This is a genomic window from Chryseobacterium sp. S0630 (genome assembly GCF_024158915.1).
Taxonomy (GTDB): domain Bacteria; phylum Bacteroidota; class Bacteroidia; order Flavobacteriales; family Weeksellaceae; genus Chryseobacterium.
In genome coordinates, this window is sequence record NZ_JAMZGF010000041.1 from 25,661 (window position 1) to 45,443 (window position 19,783).

Genomic DNA, 19,783 nt, shown 5'->3' on the forward strand with positions numbered 1-19,783 from the left:
AAAATACGATATGACTTTTGATATTGATATGATCAAAAAGGTGTATGAGCGCTACCCGGAAAGAATTGCTGCGGCAAGACAAATCGTGGGAAAACCTCTTACCCTTTCAGAAAAAATTCTTTACACCCACCTTTGGGAAGGAAATGCTACACAAGCATATGAACGAGGAAACTCTTATGTAGACTTTGCACCAGACAGAGTAGCAATGCAGGATGCCACAGCACAGATGGCTCTTTTACAATTCATGCAGGCAGGAAAAGCTAAAGTAGCCGTTCCTTCTACTGCTCATGCAGATCACCTGATCCAGGCGAAAGTAGGTGCAGACAAAGATTTACAGGAAGGGATCAACAAAAACTCTGAGGTATTCAACTTCCTGAGTTCTGTATGTGATAAATACGGAATCGGATTCTGGAAACCGGGAGCTGGTATCATTCACCAGGTTGTACTGGAAAATTATGCCTTCCCTGGAGGAATGATGATCGGTACCGATTCTCATACGGTAAACGCAGGAGGATTAGGAATGGTAGCAATTGGTGTAGGTGGTGCTGATGCAGTAGACGTAATGGCAGGAATGGCCTGGGAACTTAAAATGCCTAAACTTATCGGGGTAAAATTAACCGGTAAAATGAATGGATGGACCTCTGCAAAAGATGTTATCTTAAAAGTAGCAGGAATCCTTACTGTAAAAGGAGGTACAGGATGCATCGTAGAATATTTCGGTGAAGGTGCTGAATCTCTTTCTGCAACAGGTAAAGGGACTATCTGTAACATGGGTGCTGAAATCGGAGCTACAACTTCTACTTTCGGATATGATGATTCTATGAGAAGATATCTTTCCGCTACTGGAAGACAGGATGTAGTAGATGCTGCTGATACAATTGCAGAACACTTAACAGGTGATGCTGAGGTATATGCTAACCCTGAACAATATTTTGATCAATTAATAGAAATCAACCTTTCTGAACTGACTCCTCACTTAAACGGACCTTTCACACCAGATTTAGCGACTCCAGTTGCTGAATTCAGAGCTAAAGCTGAAGCTAACGGATGGCCTTTAGAAGTAGAATGGGCACTTATCGGTTCTTGTACCAACTCTTCTTATGAAGATTTATCAAGAGCAGCTTCCATTGTAGAGGATGCAGTATCAAAAGGGGTAAAACCTAAAGCAATCCTTGGAATCAACCCTGGTTCTGAGCAAGTGAAGTTCACAGCAGAAAGAGACGGTTTCTTAGATTCTTTCAGAAAATTTGAGAATGCAAGAATCTTTACCAATGCTTGTGGACCATGTATCGGACAATGGGACAGAGAAGGTGCGGAAAAAGGAGAGAAAAACTCTATTATCCACTCTTTCAACAGAAACTTTGCGAAAAGAGCTGACGGTAACCCGAATACCCACGCATTCGTAGCTTCTCCGGAAATGGTAGCTGCTGTAGCAATCTCTGGTAGACTGGACTTCAACCCAATTACGGATACCTTAACTAACGAATCAGGTGAACAGGTAAAACTTAACGAGCCTAAAGGTTTTGAACTTCCAGCAAAAGGATTTGCGGTAGATGACAACGGATATCAGGCTCCATCACATGATGGTTCTAAAGTAGTTGTGAATGTAAGTCCTACTTCAGACAGACTTCAGTTATTGGAAGAATTCCCGGCTTGGGATGGTAAAAACATTCAAGGAGCTAAAGTATTGATCAAAGCTTTCGGAAAATGTACTACTGACCACATTTCTATGGCTGGACCTTGGTTGAAATACAGAGGTCACCTTGATAATATTTCAAACAACATGTTGATTGGAGCGGTAAATGCTTACAACATGGAAACCAATAAAGTTAAAAACGAATTAACCGGTGAATACGGTGAAGTTCCGGCTGTACAAAGAGCTTACAAAGCTGCAGGTGTTCCAACCATTGTGGTAGGAGATCAGAACTATGGTGAAGGTTCTTCAAGAGAGCACGCTGCCATGGAGCCTAGACACCTTGGTGTGAAAGCAGTATTGGTAAAATCATTCGCGAGAATCCACGAAACCAACCTTAAGAAACAAGGAATGCTTGGAATTACTTTCGCTAATGAAGCAGACTATGATAAAATTCTGGAAGATGACACGGTTAACTTCTTAGATCTTGACCAATTTGCTCCAGGAAAACAATTGACTTTAGAATTCGTTCATGCTGACGGAACTAAAGACATCATTATGGCCAACCATACTTACAACGATCAACAAATTGATTGGTTTAAGGCTGGTTCAGCGCTAAACCTGATCAAACAACAGGAAAAATAAAATTAATTGTTAGATTAATTAATAGAAAGGCGGCTTCATTAGAAGTCGTCTTTTTTGTTTTAACTGTATTGAAATATTCTTTGCTGAACTTTGGTAAATATTTCAAACCTTATAGGTTTTAAAAACCTATAAGGTTTAATATTAATCTTAAAACATTTTCACTTTAATCTATCCAGAAGATTTGCTCTATAGCTTTCCCCAATCGGAATTTCATACTCGGGAAGAATCACTTTTTTAGCACCTATACTTTTGATTTTATCCAGATTGACAATGAAAGATTTATGAATCCGCACAAATCTTTCAGGAAGTTGGTTTTCCATTGATTTAAGAGTATCCAGAACGATAAACTCATTGGCTTCCGTCCGGATATTAACATAGTCTTTGATACTTTCAATATAAAGAATCTCATGAAAGCCGATACGATGTCTCTGCCCTGAAGATTTTACAAAGAAATGGGTATTTTCCTCCTGTGGAAAAGGAAACCGCTCCTGAGCCTTTGATATACTCTTTTGAAATCTTTCAAATGAAATAGGCTTCAATAAATAATCCACTACATTATGCTCATATCCTTCCAGAGCATACTCTGAATAAGCTGTTGTCAGAATATACTTTTGATCAGGTCCTACAATTTTCATAAAATTGATTCCTGTAAGTTCCGGCATCTGAATGTCCAGAAAGATGAGGTCTGAATCGTTTTTTTGAAGATATTCCAAAGCCAGGATTGGATTCTCTGTGGAAAACACCAATTCAAGAAAGGGAATCTTCTCTACATAATGTTCAAGAAGAGAGATTGCCAAAGGCTCATCATCCACAATAATGCATTTTATCTTATTCATCCCTTAAATCTATTTTTAAATCCACCATAAATTCTGTTTCCGAATCCCTGATCTCCAGCTGATGTTTAGGATACAATATTTCCAGTCTTTTTTTCACATTCTGAATACCTATTCCTGAAACGGTATCTTTCATTTTCTGTGTTTTAAAATTCAAAAGATAAAAATGCAGAATTTTATTCTGATCTGAAATTTTCATTTCAAAACCTTTATCACGGAAATCACCATGCTTGAAGGCATTCTCAACAAAAGGAACCAACAGCATGGGTGAGATCTTCAGTTGAGGATATTGAATATCTTTTTCTATCAACAAAAGTTCAGGATTTCTGATTCTAAGCTTTTCCAGCGCAATCAGACTGTCTATGTAACCAATTTCCTTATCCAAAGAAATGGAGTCTTTTTCGAGATCTTTGGTGCTGTATCTCAGCAGCTGTCCCAGCTCTTCAATGGCAGGAAGCGCTTTATCTGATTTTTGATAGACAAGAGAATAAATATTATTTAATGAATTAAAAATAAAATGAGGATTGATCTGTGTTTTCAAAGCCTGTAGCTCTGCCTGTTTCTTTTCGATCAGAAGTTGTTTTTTATCATTTTCTGCGACTCCGTATTTCTCCACGATCCACAAAATTCCGGCAATGAAAACCGTCAGTGAAGCATTGTAGATATTATCTGTCAAATAATATAAAAGTCCGGTATCTTTATTATAATTTCTGAATCCAAGAGTAATAGGAAGCAGCACTTCTTCTATTCCATACCGAATGACACCAAAGCTTAATATAGAGATCAAAAAAACTAAAACGGCAGAATAAAGTTTCTCCAGATTTAATACTTTCGGAATAATAACCAGATACAAAAGATAAAAAGTAGAAATTTCAGAAATAAAATAGGTAAAGTTCAGCACATACGTTTCAAATCCTCTTCGCTCAGGAAAAAAGAAGTAAGGTGTAATGTTGTTTCCTATAAAATTGAAACTCCAATACAAAATCTGAAGCCAGATAATTTGCTTTTTATTCATACTCAAATATAAATCTCTGCAGGCACAACTCATCAATCCTTTTCGATAAAAACCTGTTTTTTTCCGACGAAACTTTTTTGACATGCATAATGTTCCCCTTCATCTAAATGCTATTTCCATTCAAGAGCCCTTCCAATACTTTTGTGAGAGAAATTTAACACAATCATTATTTAATCTGTCATTAATATCCCATGAAAAAACATATTTTATTTATAACAACCCTTGCTTTTTCTTTTGCAGTAGCACAAACTAAAGACACCATCAATGTTAACAAAATTGAAGCAGTGACGGTGAATGGTAAAAAAGTTCTTGTAGAGCGTAAAGTGGATCGTCTTGTTTACAACGTTCAAAACTCCATGCTTTCACAGGGAAGCTCCGGGACTGAAGTTCTGGCAGGAACTCCTTTATTGCAGGTAGATGAAAATAAAGGACTTCTTTCCATTGCCGGAAAAAATGGAGTGTCTGTAATGGTAAATGACCGAATGCTGAATCTTTCCGGAACCGAACTCATGAATTATCTGAGAAACCTTCGTTCTGAAAATATCTTGAAAATTGAAGTGATCACAACTCCACCTGCTAAATATGAAGCTCAGGGAAACAGCGGAATTATCAATATCGTCCTTAAAAAGAATCAGAATCTGGGATGGAGCGGCTATCTGAATACTAACTACACCCAGAGAACCTATGCTGGTTTCAGTAGTGTGGCCGGAATAAATTATCAAAACGAAAAGATAAAAGCTTCTGTAAAGGTGATGGGATATGATGGAGATAAAAGGTCTGTAGAAAAAAATAATATCATCGGGCAAAACTCTTCTATCAGCAAAGACGACAGAAAGGATATGAATGACGGACTTGGACTGAATGCCAATTTTGACTATTCTCTTTCTAAAAATTCCAATATCGGATTGGTATACGATATTACAAAGGGACATACCAATATGGATATCAATTCAACACAGAATTACCTCACAGGAAGCACTCCTGCTTTACAGACAGACACAGATTCAAAGCATCGCTCTCCTTTTACCACCCAAATGCTTAATCTTTATTTTGATCAGAAATTGGGTGAGCATAAACTTAGTTTCGGAGCCAATTATTATGGAAATTTGCCTGATAATGAGGTTAATTTCACAACAAGAAATATTGTCAGTAATACAACTCAGATTGTTAGAAATCTATCTTCGGTAGATTATAAAATCTATTCCGGGCAGGCAGACTTAACTTTAAATTTCAAAAAAATTCAAGTAGAAACAGGAGCGAAATACAGTCAGTTTTCTAATAATTCAGACATCGCATATTTTAATTTTAACAATGGAAATTATATCATAGATCCGGCAAAGAGTAATCTTTTTGATTATCATGAAAAAAATTATGCAACCTATATCAGTGCCAGTAAAGACCTCAGCGAAAAATGGTCTGTAAAGGCAGGGCTTCGTTATGAATATTCACAAACCAGCGGCTTTTCTCCTACTACCCAATCAAAATCGGAGAACAATTATGGAAAATTCTTTCCAACAGCCTATATATCTTATAAAGCCAATGAAAACAATCAGTTCAGCATTAATTATTCCCGAAGAATTAACCGTCCTTACTTCCGGGCTTTAGACCCGTTCCGATGGTATTCTAATCCTAATACATATTATACCGGAAACCCAAGTCTGCAACCTTCTTTCAATCACAATATTGAATTCAATTATATTTTTAAAAGTAAATTTTCTGCCAATCTTTACTATCAGAGAACCACAAATAATTTTGATCAACTCTCATTCCTGAACGGAATTGACCTTACCAGTACTTATGAAAATTATTACAATCAAAATATTTACGGGCTCAATCTCAATTATACGGACACCTATTTCAAAATCTGGGAAAGTAATATTTCTACCTCCTTCAGCTATAATGAAACTCAGATTACAAAGTTCAATCTGGTTGCTAAAAACGGACAGTCATTTTATTTTTCTTTGAACAATACCTTCCAGCTGAATAAAGCGAAGACATTCATGCTATTTGTCAATTACTGGAATAACCTTCCTTCCAGAGACGGATATTTTTCTATGAAAAACACAGCAAGTCTGGATGCAGGAATCAAAATGAGTTTTGCGGAAAAAGCCCTTCAGGTCAATCTTTCGGTGAGCGATATTTTCAGACAGTCCGGATTGAGAGCTGATATGTATTTTACTGATAACACGCAGTCATTCAACAACTATTGGGATGCCAGAAGAATGAACCTCAGCATCACCTATAATTTTGGAAATCAGAAAGTAAAATCGAATAACAGGTCAGTCAATTTTGAAGAAAAAAACCGTGCCCAATAACTGCAAAAAGCTAAGCTTAGGGATTTTTCCCTGAGATAACCATCATCATATATAAAAAACGAAGCATTCTCAAAAGTGTCATTCTGAACACAGACTGAAAGTCTGCGAACGAAGTTCATAAATGTAGTGAAGAATCTCATATGTTTGGTTATCAACAAGATTCTTCCTTCGTCAGAATGACAAAAGCCAAATTGTTTGACTTTTGAGACGCTTCATTTTTTGGTTAAAATAATTTATAAATCATGTCAATATTTAGAATCTGAATTCAATTCTTGCAAACAAGAACCTTCCCCCTATACCGTACTGGGAAACCTGTCTGGAATACACAAACTGGTTATCAGCAGTTAATGAACTTATATTCGGGCTTTTAGAAGGCAGAATATTCAGGATGTTATTGCTCCCGATCGTTACTGAAATATTTTTATTAAAATCATACCCTACAGATAAATCCGTCACAAAGCGGTTATTAAGAACAAAATGCTCTGTACTTCCTGTTACTCCGTCAAAATTAGCATCCAGAACATCTGCATCAGTTACTTTACCAAAGAAAGAATTACGCAGTACAAAGGTAAATCCGGAAACTCTTAAAGTATTCGATAAAGTAGCTTTTACACGGGGAACAGCTTCTTCAAAATACACTCTGTTGGGTTCTGAGAAATAATTATCAATCTGGCTTACCAATTTAGGTGACGCATGAATATCTCCGATTCTTTTGGTCTGATTAAAGTTGATTCCCAAATTATTCTCCAAAGAAACTCCCGATGAGATTTTTGAGTTCTGAGAAATCGTAATATCCAACCCTTTTGTCTGAGAGTCTACAGCATTGGCAAAAAAGTTGGCAGCGCTGGCTCTTGCCAGATCAAAGGCACTTTGCAATACCTGATCATCAGCATTGTTGATTTTATCCGGACGGAAAAACAGATCCGTAAGTACTACTCTGTCTTTAATCTTTATTAAATAAGCATCTGCGGTGAAAGTCAGGTTTAATGATGGAATCTTCCATGTAATTCCTGTGCTGTAGGATTGTGAAGTTTCCTGTTTTAATTTCGGAATACCCAATGCCTGTGCGGCTTCAGAATTATTCCTAAAAGTACCGACCTGTGTAGTTTTTCCCTGCTGAATCAGTGTAGATGTGGAGCTATAATAGATTTGAGCTAAAGAAGGCGCTCTGAATCCTGTAGAAACAGCACCTCTCCAGTTCAGGTTAGGAGCCAGCTTCACGTTGGTTGCCACTTTATAATTGAATGTAGATCCGAAGTCTGAATAATTCTCATATCGCAAAGCTCCTTCCAATAGCCAACCATCGGTAACTTCCAGTTCTGCATCAGCATAAGCAGCAATACTGTTCCTATTTCCTGAAACGGCATTTTCCGGACTAAAGCCTGGAAAAACCTGTGCTCCCGCTGGCCTTACATTTCCGAAGAAGTCGGTTACCTTCTCATTTTCAGGAGTTTTAGCAGTTACTACACGTCCATAGATATCATAAGAAGCATAAGAATTTTCTTTTCCGGCATTCACTTTATAATTTTCATGTCGGTATTCTGCTCCGAATGCAATATTCAATCCTTTCAATACATCATATTTTTTTGAGAAGTCAAGATTGACGGTATTTTGTGAAAACTCAGATCCTCCGGCATCAAAGGTTCTTGGAGAATTGTCTGTCAAAGAAGCATTAAATGTATTGACAACCCCAAAACCAAAGGTATTTTTCCCGAAAGTATTACTGAAATCCACATTCCAGCCATTCCATTTTCCTTTAATTCCGGCAGCAAGAGAATAATCATTCACGGCTGCTTCAATCTGAGGAAGATATCCATTGGGAGTCACTGCATTGATATTTCTTTCAGTATTCGGAAGTCTGTAAAATCCTCCGGCATTTCCAAGGCGGTAGCTATAGCCTCCAAATGAGTACACCTTCCAATCCTCATTCACAGGAATTTCAGAGTTGAAGAAGAGCTGGCCCGACTGCAGCTTAGACTGTCCCGCTCTTAGGCTGAAATCTTTTCTCTCCAGTCCTCTGTAATTAAGCTCCTGAGATGTAAAATCTTTACCTAATAATTTTTGAAGATCGGAAATGCTGTTGGCTCCTGAAATTTGAGATTGAAAATCAGTTCCAAAATAACCCACCTTAGCTGCATATTGTTTTATCGTATTGATAATCTGCTGAGTATTGGAAGTATTCGAAATATTTTTATACAAACCATCAATATTCACTCCATCCTGCAATGCTCTGTAATTAATTGCATTATAAGCATTGAAAATATCACCTTCTCTTACTCCGGCTCTGGAATAAGGATCACGATATTGTGCAGAACCTGTAATATTAATAAATCCTGTTTTTCCTATTTTAGCTCCATAATTAAGATCTACGGAAATAGTCTGTCCATCTGCTCCTCCGGAGAAATTATTGGCAACAGGCGATGCGTATCCTCCCAGAAATACTTGTCCCGAAAGTCCTAATCTTTTTTTCAGGCCGAGATTGACAACTCCTGCAATGGCATCAGAACCATATTGAGCAGAAGCTCCGTCTCTTAAAACCTCAATTTTTTCTAAAGCAAAGGCTGGAATAGCGTTAAGGTCAGTTCCCACAGAGCCTCTTCCCGGCGTAAGGGTAACATTAATCAATGAAGACTGGTATCTTCTTTTTCCATTGAGTAAAACCAAAACCTGATCCGGCCCCAACCCTCTTAAAAGTGCAGGGTCTACAAAGTCAGTTCCATCGTTCACCGTGTGTGAGGTGGATGAAAATGAAGGGACAATATAATTTAAAGCCTGACTGATATTGTTAGTGGGGCTTTGTTTTAAAATTTTCGATATGTTAATAATATCTACCGGAACGGGTGTATCTGTCAATGATCTTCCTGAGCCTCTTGAACCGAGGATGACTACATCATCTATTTTTTTAGATTGTAAAGTGTCCGTCTGGGCGTAATAAAATGTAGAGATAAGCGCGATAGAAGGAACAAATATTTTTGTTTTGAAATTATGCATATTGTTTGTTGTTACTTTTTGTTGTTAAAAATTGTTTTTAAGCAATACAAATCCTGTAACCCTAAAATGTAAGGTTACCATTGATGTTCGGAATGTTTGTATTATTTTTTAGAAATAGAAAGTGCTAGCAGCAACAACACATGCGCATATAGAAATGGCATGAAAACATATCAGAATAATGAAGACTCACTTCATGATCTGAAGAATAAAAAATTACTGATGGAATGTGATTTCCCTTGTCTTTAAACATTGGTTTTAACTTTAAAACAAAAATTCAAGATGGGGATAATGATAGAATGATAAACATTTTTTCCGGAAGATCCGGCTTATCGATTGCAGCACCTTGCTTGTTTTTGCAGGTTGCTATCCCATCTAGAGATTCTTGATAATTACCTGGCAAAGATATAATTATTTCGGAAATAAAAAAAATTTCAGCTTAATTTTTCGATTTTCACAATTTTATCGTAACAAATTTTGTTTTTCAGCGTCTAACCGGATATCAGTAAAACATTATGAAAAAAACGATTTTCGCTTTATCACTGGTAAGTTCTGTTTTTGTTTTCTCACAAGAAAAGAATACTACGGGTGCTAAAGAAAAACAAATAGAAGGTGTAGTTATCACCAAAACTAAAAAAGCCGTTGAACAAAAGGCCGACCGTACCATTTTTGACTTTTCTGAACAACCTCAGCTGAATAACGGAAACGTTCTGGAAGGAATTAAAAAACTTCCGGGACTTGTATCTACCGATATTGCAGGAATGATGTATCAGGGAAAAATGCTGGAAGTGTATCTTAACGGAAGACCTCTGAATATTACGTCCAATGAATTGAACTCTTTCCTTGAAGGAATGCCTGCCAACTCTGTAGAAAGAATAGAAGTAATCACACAGCCCGGTGCTGAGTTTCCGGCTACTTCCGGAGGTGCCATCATGAATATCATTACTAATAAAAATGCCAACAAATATTTAACTGCTACGTATTCAGGAAATTATTCTTTCACGAATTATGATAAATATAGAAACAGGACAACCAATTCTGTTAATTTAAATGCAAGGAATAAATATTTCGGATGGCAGCTGAACGTAGGTCAAAACTACCGTGAAAGTATGCTGAATGGTCAACAAGATGAACTTTTGAGCAGCCATACCGATAGATACGCACGTGGATATTTTGCAAAATCAGGGTTAACTTTTGATTTGGGTCAGGACAGATTATTATTAAACTACGATATTTATCACAATAATAATGACAACTATACTTTAAGTAACGGTCATGGTGATTTGCCTTTCCAGAATAATCCAAAAGATTTAAGGGAAGCTTTTTATACATCTTCGGATGTTGCCCATACCAATAGTCTCAGACAGGAAGCTGTGGTAACGTATCAGAAACGTTTTGCAGATAAATCTCAAAAATTAGACTTCCAGTTTGGCTATACAAGATCAGACAGTAAATTTTCTCAGGACAATTTCTTTCAGGATGGTAATTTTGCAGCAGCACCCTATCTTCCTATCAATAGCCCTACCAATGGTTTAAAAGATATTCTGAACAATAAATCTGTAATGAATATTGCCAACTTCAAAGTAGATTATGCCCAACCTATCAAACTTCTTGATGGCGGAAAGGTAAGTTTTGGAGGATTATATGAAAGACAGGATTATGATACGGAAAGTTTTGGGCTGACTAACTTAGAATATCAAAGACAAACTGCTTCTACCTATTTGGAGTTTCAGGCTAAACTGAAAAAGTTTGACTTCACATTGGGTTCCCGTGCGGAAAACTATGATATTTCCGGGGTAACAAGATATTTTGATAAAGATTCAAAACTGGTGGAGGCTAATTTGATTCCTTTCAATAAGTTTAAATTTTTCCCGAATGCAAGCGTACAATATAACATGATGAATCAGGTTAATATTGCCGCCAATTACAACAGAAAAATCAGCTTACCGAGTATTTCTGCTTTGAACCCGAATAACGTGACTTTCTCCGGACCAAGTACCGAAGTAAATGGTAATCCTAACCTACAGCCTACTATTTTTGATAATTATGAATTGAAAATTTCAGCTTTTGATTATGCATTTATCGGATATAGTGTAAGTTCGGCAAGCAACCAGGTGGCACAGATCATCCGAAAGGACGGAAGAAAACTTTACAACGAGCAGGTGAATATTTCGAATATGAAAATTCACAATTTCAATGTGGGATTACCGGTTCCTTTTATGATTTTCAGTAAGCCATTTAGTGAAATCATGAAATTTAATTTCAATCCGGATAAAATTAATTTCATGTATTTATATGCAGGATATCAGAAACATGAAATCGATAACCTGAATAATAAAGGCTTCTGGATTTTCAATATCATGACCCAGGTTATTTTACCTAAGGACATCAAACTGACAGCCAACTACAGCTATCTGACTCCAAAGGCGGGATATTTCTACTTTACGGCAGAAAAACCATTCAACAACTCTCTTGATATTACGTTGACGAAAAAGTTTATGAACAACCGTCTGACGCTTTCTGTTTTTGCGAATGATATTTTCAACGGACAGATGATGCAGGTACGTTCTAATCCACCATCAGGAACGCCGGTCTTGATCAGTAGCAAGTATGACACGAGAAATTTCGGATTTTCTATCAATTATAAAATTCCGACAAGAAATAAACTGGCAAAAGAGGATCCGAATATCCTGAACCAGACTAAAAAAGAAGATAACGGAGGCGTAATGCAGCAGGCACAGTAATTCTTCTTGACAATAAAATAAAAATAGGCGTAAAATGATTTGCGCCTATTTTTTATTTGTCGGATAATTTTTGGCTAAAGCCAATGGATGGTTTTATAAAAGTAAAACGGGTTTCCTTCGTCTACGCTCAGGATCAGAACCCGTTCCTATTGATATTGAATTCGTGTTATTTGTGAAAATATTAGTGACATTGGTGTTTACATTTACATCAGAAATCTATCGTCTGGAATCTCCAGTTCATCGTATCTACCAATGTCAGCTGATTGATATTCACCGGAAGATCAGTAATAATTTTTAAGACCTGAAGCGCCATCATGCTTCCTATCATTCCGGGAAGAGCTCCCAGGACACCAAGGCGGTCACAATCCGGTACATCCTCATCGAAAGGCGGTTCAGGGAAAATATCTCTTAAGTTTTTGCTTCCATTATGATTAAACACAGCAACCTGTCCTGAAAACCCTAAAATACTCCCGTAAACCAAAGTTTTATTCAGTTTTACGCAGGTATCATTCACCAGATACCTTGTGGAAAAATTGTCAGATCCGTCAACAATAATATCATACTGAGAAAGGATTTCTTCGGCATTATTTTCATTGAGTTTTTCCTCAATTCCTGTCAATTTAACCTGATGATTGAGTTCTTCTACAAATATTTCAGCACTCTTTACTTTGGAAAATCCTACTCTGTTTTCAGTATGAATGATCTGCCGGTTCAGATTATGAAGTTCTACATGATCAAAATCGATAATACCTAAAGTTCCTACTCCTGCTGCAGCCAGATATTGAATAACAGGACTTCCCAAACCTCCTGCTCCAATGACAAGAACTTTGGAAGACCTTATTTTCTTTTGTCCTTCCAATCCTATTTCTTCAATAAATATCTGACGGCTGTACCGTGAAAAATGATCTTCTTTCATAATTATCATTGAACCATTAAGGTTTTTTAAGTTTGTAAGGAAAGTTAAGATGAGCTTCGCTTCAAAAAAGAGAGTATCTTAAAAATCTTCGATTTTTCTTAAATAACCTTCACCTCTTCAAAATCCTTAATGGTTTTAAAATTTTAAAATCCACTATATACAGAATCCCAATCTTTCATTACAGGATTGTAGCTCTAATTCCATACTTATAATCATTGAACCATTAAGATTCTTTAAGTTTTTAAGGAAAGTTAAGTTGAGCTTCGCTTCAAAAAAGAGAGTATCTTAAAAATCTTTGATTTTCTTAAATAACCTTCACCTCTTCAAAATCCTTAATGGTTTTAAAATTTTAAAATCCACTATATACAGAATCCCAATCTTTCATTACAGGATTGTAGCTCTAATTCCATACTTATAATCATTGAACCATTAAGATTCTTTAAGTTTTTAAGGAAAGTTAAGTTGAGCTTCGCTTCAAAAAAGAGAGTATCTTAAAAATCTTTGATTTTCTTAATTCAACTTCACCTCTTCAAATTTCTTAATGGTTTAAAAATTTTAAAATCCACTATATACAGAATCCCAGTCTTTCATTACAGGATCATAGCCTGCTTTTTTGATCATGATTTTAATTTCATCCATGCTACGCTCATCACTGGTTTCAAACTGTTCCAAAGATTCTTTATCCACTGCATATCCTCCGGGATTTGTTTTTGAACCTGCACTCATGGCAGTTGCTCCCAGAGAGACAATATTATTTCTGAACACTTCATTTTCTCTGGTAGAAATGGAGATTTCAAGGTCTTCATTCCAGATTCTGTAGGCACAGATCAATTGAAGAAGGTCTTTATCTTCCATGATAAAATTAGGTTCGATGATTCCTTCAGCAGGTCTGAGTCTTGGAAAGGAAACAGAAAATTTACTTTTCCAGTACTGCTTCTGAAGGTAATCGATGTGTAATGCATTGAAAAAACTGTCAACTCTCCAATCTTCAAGCCCAAGGAGAACTCCAAGTCCAATTTTATGAATGCCTGCTCTTCCTATCCTGTCGGGAGTTTCGAGACGGAAATGGAAGTTAGATTTTTTACCCTTCGGGTGATATTCTCTGTATACATCCTGATGATAGGTTTCCTGATACACTAAAACGGAATGCACTCCTTCTTCATGAAGCAGTTTGTATTCTTCTTCCAATAATGGCTGAACCTCAATGGAAATATTAGAAAAATGAGGCTTTAGCTTACGGACAGCATTCTGAAAGTAAGGTACTCCTACTATTTTATTGGCTTCTCCGCTTACGAGTAATACATGATTCACTCCCATAGATTTCAGTACTGAGGCTTCAATCATCAGTTCCATATCGGAAAGCGTTTTCCTTTTCAGATTATTATCAAGGCTGAATCCGCAATAGGTGCAGATATTCTGACATTCATTGCTGAGATACAGCGGTGCATACAACTGAATGGTTTTTCCAAATCGTTTTTGGGTGAGCATTTGTGTCATTCTTGCCATCAGTTCCAGTTCCTGAGAAGCGGCTGGCGACAGGAGATTCAAAAAATCGTCAAGGGTTTTATTCTTTTTCTGAAGACTGCATCTTACATCGGCCAGACTTACTTTTTCAAGCTTATTCTTTACCTCATCCCACTGGTAGTTTTCAAAAACATCTTTAAAGCTTTTCATGAGTCTGATTTATTCAAATAAAAACGAAGTAAGCGGGCTTGACGCTTCGGCATGGTTGGCAATAGCTCCCAATCCTGATTCAAAGGCTCTTCTTCCGGCAATCACACCTTCTTTAAAAGCCAAAGCCATATTCAGTGGATTTCCGGCAACAGCAATGGCAGTATTCACCAAAACAGCATCTGCTCCCATTTCCATTGCTTTTGCAGCATCTGACGGTGCCCCGATTCCGGCATCTACCACTACAGGAACATTACTCTGACTGATGATTATTTCCAGAAAATCCTGTGTTCTTAATCCTTTATTCGTTCCGATAGGTGCCCCCAAAGGCATTACTACAGCAGTTCCGGCATCTTCAAGACGTTTACATAAAACAGGATCAGCATGAATGTAAGGCATTACAATAAATCCCAGTTTGGCCAATTCTTCCGTAGCATACAAGGTTTCAATAGGATCTGGCAATAAATATTTCGGGTCCGGATGAATTTCCAGTTTGACCCAGTTGGTTTCCAGTGCTTCTCTTGCTAACTGCGCTGCCAATACAGCTTCTTTAGCAGTTCGTGCTCCGGAAGTATTCGGAAGAAGATGAACATGGGTTTCTTTTAATGAATCAAGCAGACCATCTTCACTGGATTGGGCGTCAATTCTTTTGAGAGCCATAGTCACCATATTCGTTTCGGATGCGATGACAGATTGTACCATATCACTCATGCTTCCGAATTTTCCTGTTCCTAGGAACAATCTTGATTCAAAAGTTCTTCCTGCTATTTCTAATTTCTGATTGTTCATATCATTACTTTTTTTAATTCATTAATTAGGGTCGGCTGCTTTGTAATAAGCCCGGATACAGCAACACCGTAAATCCCGATCTCCTGTAACGGTAAAATATCTTCAAGCGTAACACTTCCGATGGCAAATATTTTAGGAATGTCTATTGATTTCTCTCTTAATCCATCAATGATAGACTGATATCCTTCAAACCCAAGAATCGGGCTTAGTTTTTCTTTGGTTGTGGTAAATCTCAATGGTCCTAGACCGATATAATCACAAGATTCTTTGATTCTCTGAAGAACATCTGAAAGGGTATTAGCCGTTCCTCCAATAATCTTATTTTCGCCTAAGATCATTCTTGCTTCTTCAATAGCGCTATCGTTTAATCCCAGATGAACGCCATCAGCATCTACTTCTTTAGCTATTTGTACATGGTCATTGATGATACAAACCGCCTGATATTCTGAACAAAGTTGTTTTGAAATTTCACAGAGTTGGATTAATTCGTTTTCAGGAGCATTTTTCCATCGAACCTGTACCCATTTGATGCCGTTATCCAGTGCTTTACGGATGTAAAGTTCCTGTTCTTGTCGGGTATTTCCCTGTGATATATATTGTAATTTTTCCATGTTTTCTATGAATGTGTTCCCAATAAAGAGGGATTACTTTTTAAAAATTTTTCGATGTATCGCTTTCCGGTTCGGCAGGCTGTTTCCATACTTTCACCTTTGGCAAGCTCTGCTGTAATGGCTGATGATAAAACACAGCCGGAACCATGTTTGGGAAAATAGGTTGTACTACCTTCGGCTGGAACTAAAAGCGTTTCTTTTTCACTTTCAACTAAAATATCCGTTCCCAGATGATCTTTCCGATGTCCTCCTTTAATCAGTAAAGAGCATTGATTCGTATCCGGCAAAAGATGATTTTCTTTTAAAACACTGTATTCATTATAATTAGGAGTTATTAAACTAAGTTTATTAACTGTACTTTTTAATTGAGGAAGTGTTTCAAGATCAAAAAATGTGAATTCGGAAGTGCTTTTCAGAACGGGATCCCATACGATTTTCACATCAGGATTTCCTTTTTGAACTGTTTCCACAATCTTACCCATAAATTCGGCATCCTTCACTATTCCGATTTTCACGGCTGAAACAGGATAACTTTCCATCATCACCTGAATGGCTTCAGTTACTTCGTCTATAGGACGCCATTCTAAACTCAGACATTTTGAAGCAGTTTGCAATGTTAATGCTGTACATACTCCAAGCCCCATTACTTTTGATTGTTCAAAGGTTTTACTATCTGATAATAAGCCAGCGCCGCCACTGGGATCGAAACCTGCGATGCTTATGACATAAGGACGTTCCTGCATTTTTTGAATACTTTTAAGGGGTCTTCACTTTCCCAGATGGCACCTAATAAAGCTGCTCCATTTGCTTCTGATTCGAAAACTTCATGAATATTATCCTGATCAATTCCTCCAAGGGCAATCAATTTGACATCAGGATTGTCCCGATGTTTTATTTCTTCCTTAATGGTAGAATCCAGTCCATATCCTTTTTTGGAGATACTTGGAAAGAATGGGCCTATGAAAGCATATTCCCATTCTTTTTCCAAAGTATTGTATGTTTTAATATCATGTACCGAAGTTGAAATGGTATTTTCTTTCACAAACGATTTATATATTTCTTCCTTTCTATCAATCTCCCTGAAATGAAACCTTGAAATAGTAAATTCCTTCCCAAGATCGTAATGCGTATGCAATACCAGCTGTGAATAGAAAGATTCATCAATCTGAGTGATAAATTCAATCATTTCATTCCGGCTGAGCCACGGTTTACGGATGTGAAGCAAATCAAGTCCTTCCTGAAACATCTGATGAATAGTATCTGTTTCATTCGGAACAATCCATTCAGGAGTTATGACTAGAATCATATATAGATTTCTTTTCCTTTTTCGATAAACTCCTGTGATTTATCCAGCATTCCCTGTTCTGCAGATTCACGAATTTCCTGTGTGATTTTCATGGAACAGAATTTCGGACCGCACATAGAACAGAAATGAGCAATTTTGGCTCCTTCTGCCGGAAGTGTTTCATCGTGATAAGCTCTTGCTGTCTCTGGATCTAATGAAAGATTGAACTGGTCTTCCCATCTGAATTCAAATCTTGCCTTACTTAATGCATTATCTCTATACTGCGCTCCCGGATGTCCTTTTGCCAGGTCTGCTGCGTGAGCTGCCAGCTTATAAGTAATTACCCCAACTTTTACATCATCTTTATTCGGAAGTCCTAAGTGTTCCTTTGGTGTTACATAGCAAAGCATTGCACAACCAAACCATCCGATCATTGCTGCACCGATTCCCGAAGTAATGTGATCATACCCTGGTGCAATATCTGTAGTTAAAGGACCTAAGGTGTAAAACGGAGCTTCATGGCATTCTTCCAGTTGCTTTTCCATGTTTTCTTTAATCATATGCATCGGAACGTGTCCAGGTCCTTCAATCATCACCTGTACATTGTGTTTCCAGGCAATTTTAGTCAGTTCACCTAAAGTTTCCAGTTCTGCAAACTGAGCGGCATCATTGGCATCTGCAATAGATCCCGGACGAAGACCATCTCCCAGAGAGAAAGCAACATCATATTTTTTCATGATCTCACAGATCTCCTCAAAATGAGTGTACAAAAAGCTTTCTTTATGATGGAATAAACACCATTTTGCCATGATGGATCCTCCTCTGGAAACAATTCCGGTGACTCTTTTCGCTGTTAAATGAATGTATCTCAGTAAAACTCCTGCGTGAATAGTGAAATAGGAAACTCCCTGCTCTGCCTGTTCAATCAGCGTATCTCTGAAAATTTCCCATGTCAGATCTTCCGGAACTCCTTTTACTTTTTCCAATGCCTGATAGATGGGAACAGTACCGATAGGAACCGGGCTGTTTCTGATGATCCATTCTCTTGTTTCGTGAATATTTTTCCCTGTGGAAAGATCCATAATGGTATCGCCTCCCCATCGGCAAGCCCATACTGCTTTTTCTACTTCTTCTTCAATACTGGATGAAACGGCACTGTTTCCGATATTGGCATTGATTTTCACCAGGAAATTTCTTCCGATGATCATCGGTTCACTTTCCGGGTGGTTGATATTATTGGGAATGATCGCTCTTCCGGCAGCAATTTCGTCTCTTACAAATTCCGGAGTGATCTTGCTTTTGGGAGTATTGGCACCAAAGCTGTGTCCCGGATGTTGAAAAGCCATTTCTTTAGACACAGAATCAAGCTGTTCTATTCTTTGATTTTCCCTGATCGCCACATATTCCATTTCCGGAGTAATGATTCCCTGCTTGGCATAGTAAAGCTGTGTAACTTCTTTTCCTTCCTGTGCAACTTTAGGTTTATGATCATAAGAGAATCTCAGTTCATCCAGACGTGGATCTGCTAAACGGGCTTTTCCGTATTCAGAAGTAATTCCGTCAAGGATATTCACATCATTTCTATCCAGAAGCCATTGTTCTCTGATTCTTGGAAGCCCTTTCTGAATATCAATGACTGCATTTTCATCGGTATAAGGACCTGAAGTGTCATAAATCGTTACCGGAGCATTATGTTCAAAGCCGCCATTGGTTAATTTGGTCGGGCTAAGCTGTATTTCACGCATTGCTACATTGATAGGGTGTAATGTTCCTTCAACATAGATTTTCTTTGAGTTCGGAAATGGCGAACATGTAATGGAGTGAGCCATAAGTATTGGTATTAAATATGAGAATTAACCGCCCTGAGTGGCAGTAATGATTAAAATAGAATCGTTGTTGTTAAGGATTGTTTCCGCCCAGATTGACAGGGGAATAATGCGATTGTTGAGCGCTACAGCAATGCCTTTTTTCTTACCAGGCAGTTCAATAGCCAGTAATGCTTCCAGATTTTCAGGAAGTACATCAAATGTTTTTCGGGTGTGGTTGATTATAAGTTCCATTCCTAATATTTTATATATACTTTAGGAATGGCCATTATTGTACAATAGAATGTACAGCAAAAGTCATCTACTTTTCCCTACGCTGGTATGATCCAGATCAGGTTCAAAGGGTAAAGTCTCAGTCTGTTGGTAACAGACACCCCTAAAGTTTGGGACGAAGTTAGACATTTTTTCAGAATGGGCAAAATCTGAAATGATTTTAAATAAAAAGAAGCCGTCTCATTTTCCTTGAGGCGGTTTTTGTTTATAAACTACCCATATTATTTTTTTAGGATGAT

At 37.4% G+C, this 19,783-nt stretch carries 14 protein-coding genes and 2 riboswitches; of the genes, 3 read left to right on the forward strand and 11 right to left on the reverse strand.

The window, feature by feature from the left end; genetic code table 11:
• The first annotated feature begins 10 nt into the window (after nucleotides 1–10).
• Nucleotides 11–2,278, forward strand: a complete 2,268-nt coding sequence (locus NK356_RS16695; protein ID WP_034692830.1) for an aconitate hydratase — start codon at nucleotides 11–13, stop codon at nucleotides 2,276–2,278.
• A gap of 158 nt (nucleotides 2,279–2,436) precedes the next feature.
• Here the strand turns inward: NK356_RS16695 and NK356_RS16700 are convergent, their stop codons facing one another.
• The gene (locus NK356_RS16700) at nucleotides 2,437–3,114 is read right to left on the reverse strand and encodes a LytTR family DNA-binding domain-containing protein (protein WP_253317504.1); all 678 of its coding nucleotides are present in this window, start codon (nucleotides 3,112–3,114) and stop codon (nucleotides 2,437–2,439) included.
• Entirely contained in the window at nucleotides 3,107–4,126 is a 1,020-nt protein-coding gene (locus NK356_RS16705; protein ID WP_034692551.1) for a sensor histidine kinase, read from the reverse strand. Before NK356_RS16705 ends, NK356_RS16700 begins: the two co-directional genes overlap by 8 nt.
• Before the next feature lie 191 nt (nucleotides 4,127–4,317).
• Here NK356_RS16705 and NK356_RS16710 point away from each other — a divergent pair, with 191 nt between their 5' ends.
• Nucleotides 4,318–6,441, forward strand: a complete 2,124-nt coding sequence (locus tag NK356_RS16710; protein ID WP_253317505.1) for an outer membrane beta-barrel family protein — start codon at nucleotides 4,318–4,320, stop codon at nucleotides 6,439–6,441.
• 252 nt (nucleotides 6,442–6,693) lie between these two features.
• Here the strand turns inward: NK356_RS16710 and NK356_RS16715 are convergent, their stop codons facing one another.
• Nucleotides 6,694–9,432, reverse strand: coding sequence for a TonB-dependent siderophore receptor (locus NK356_RS16715; protein ID WP_253317506.1), 2,739 nt, complete (start codon nucleotides 9,430–9,432; stop codon nucleotides 6,694–6,696).
• A gap of 296 nt (nucleotides 9,433–9,728) precedes the next feature.
• Nucleotides 9,729–9,826: riboswitch (SAM-I-IV-variant riboswitch) on the reverse strand.
• A gap of 118 nt (nucleotides 9,827–9,944) precedes the next feature.
• Between NK356_RS16715 and NK356_RS16720 the strand changes: the two genes are divergently transcribed.
• Nucleotides 9,945–12,173 (forward strand): TonB-dependent receptor, encoded by a 2,229-nt coding sequence (locus tag NK356_RS16720; RefSeq protein WP_253317507.1) that lies wholly within the window; start codon nucleotides 9,945–9,947, stop codon nucleotides 12,171–12,173.
• 208 nt (nucleotides 12,174–12,381) lie between these two features.
• On the opposite strand, the gene NK356_RS16725 is transcribed toward NK356_RS16720, so the two are convergent.
• From NK356_RS16725 to thiS, 8 genes are all read right to left on the reverse strand, one after another.
• The gene (locus NK356_RS16725; RefSeq protein WP_034692564.1) at nucleotides 12,382–13,098 is read right to left on the reverse strand and encodes a HesA/MoeB/ThiF family protein; all 717 of its coding nucleotides are present in this window, start codon (nucleotides 13,096–13,098) and stop codon (nucleotides 12,382–12,384) included.
• Between the two features lie 546 nt (nucleotides 13,099–13,644).
• Nucleotides 13,645–14,763 carry a 2-iminoacetate synthase ThiH gene (gene thiH, locus NK356_RS16730; RefSeq protein WP_253317508.1) on the reverse strand — a complete coding sequence of 373 codons (1,119 nt, stop codon included), beginning with the start codon at nucleotides 14,761–14,763 and terminating at the stop codon, nucleotides 13,645–13,647.
• A 9-nt stretch (nucleotides 14,764–14,772) separates the two neighbouring features.
• Complete coding sequence (locus NK356_RS16735) at nucleotides 14,773–15,549, reverse strand: thiazole synthase (RefSeq protein WP_034692569.1); 777 nt, start codon at nucleotides 15,547–15,549, stop codon at nucleotides 14,773–14,775.
• A complete protein-coding gene (locus NK356_RS16740; RefSeq protein ID WP_034692572.1) occupies nucleotides 15,546–16,160 on the reverse strand; it encodes a thiamine phosphate synthase in 615 nt (204 codons plus the stop codon). The genes NK356_RS16735 and NK356_RS16740 overlap by 4 nt, the downstream gene beginning before the upstream one ends.
• A 5-nt stretch (nucleotides 16,161–16,165) precedes the next feature.
• Nucleotides 16,166–16,903, reverse strand: coding sequence for a hydroxymethylpyrimidine/phosphomethylpyrimidine kinase (locus NK356_RS16745; protein ID WP_253317509.1), 738 nt, complete (start codon nucleotides 16,901–16,903; stop codon nucleotides 16,166–16,168).
• On the reverse strand, nucleotides 16,879–17,466 hold the full coding sequence (locus tag NK356_RS16750; protein ID WP_034692579.1) for a thiamine phosphate synthase: 588 nt from the start codon (nucleotides 17,464–17,466) through the stop codon (nucleotides 16,879–16,881). The genes NK356_RS16745 and NK356_RS16750 overlap by 25 nt, the downstream gene beginning before the upstream one ends.
• On the reverse strand, nucleotides 17,463–19,274 hold the full coding sequence (gene thiC, locus NK356_RS16755; RefSeq protein WP_253317510.1) for a phosphomethylpyrimidine synthase ThiC: 1,812 nt from the start codon (nucleotides 19,272–19,274) through the stop codon (nucleotides 17,463–17,465). Before thiC ends, NK356_RS16750 begins: the two co-directional genes overlap by 4 nt.
• Nucleotides 19,275–19,298: 24 nt before the next feature.
• Nucleotides 19,299–19,505, reverse strand: a complete 207-nt coding sequence (gene thiS, locus NK356_RS16760) for a sulfur carrier protein ThiS (protein ID WP_253317511.1) — start codon at nucleotides 19,503–19,505, stop codon at nucleotides 19,299–19,301.
• A 57-nt stretch (nucleotides 19,506–19,562) separates the two neighbouring features.
• Nucleotides 19,563–19,659, reverse strand: a riboswitch (TPP riboswitch).
• Nucleotides 19,660–19,783: the final 124 nt, after the last annotated feature.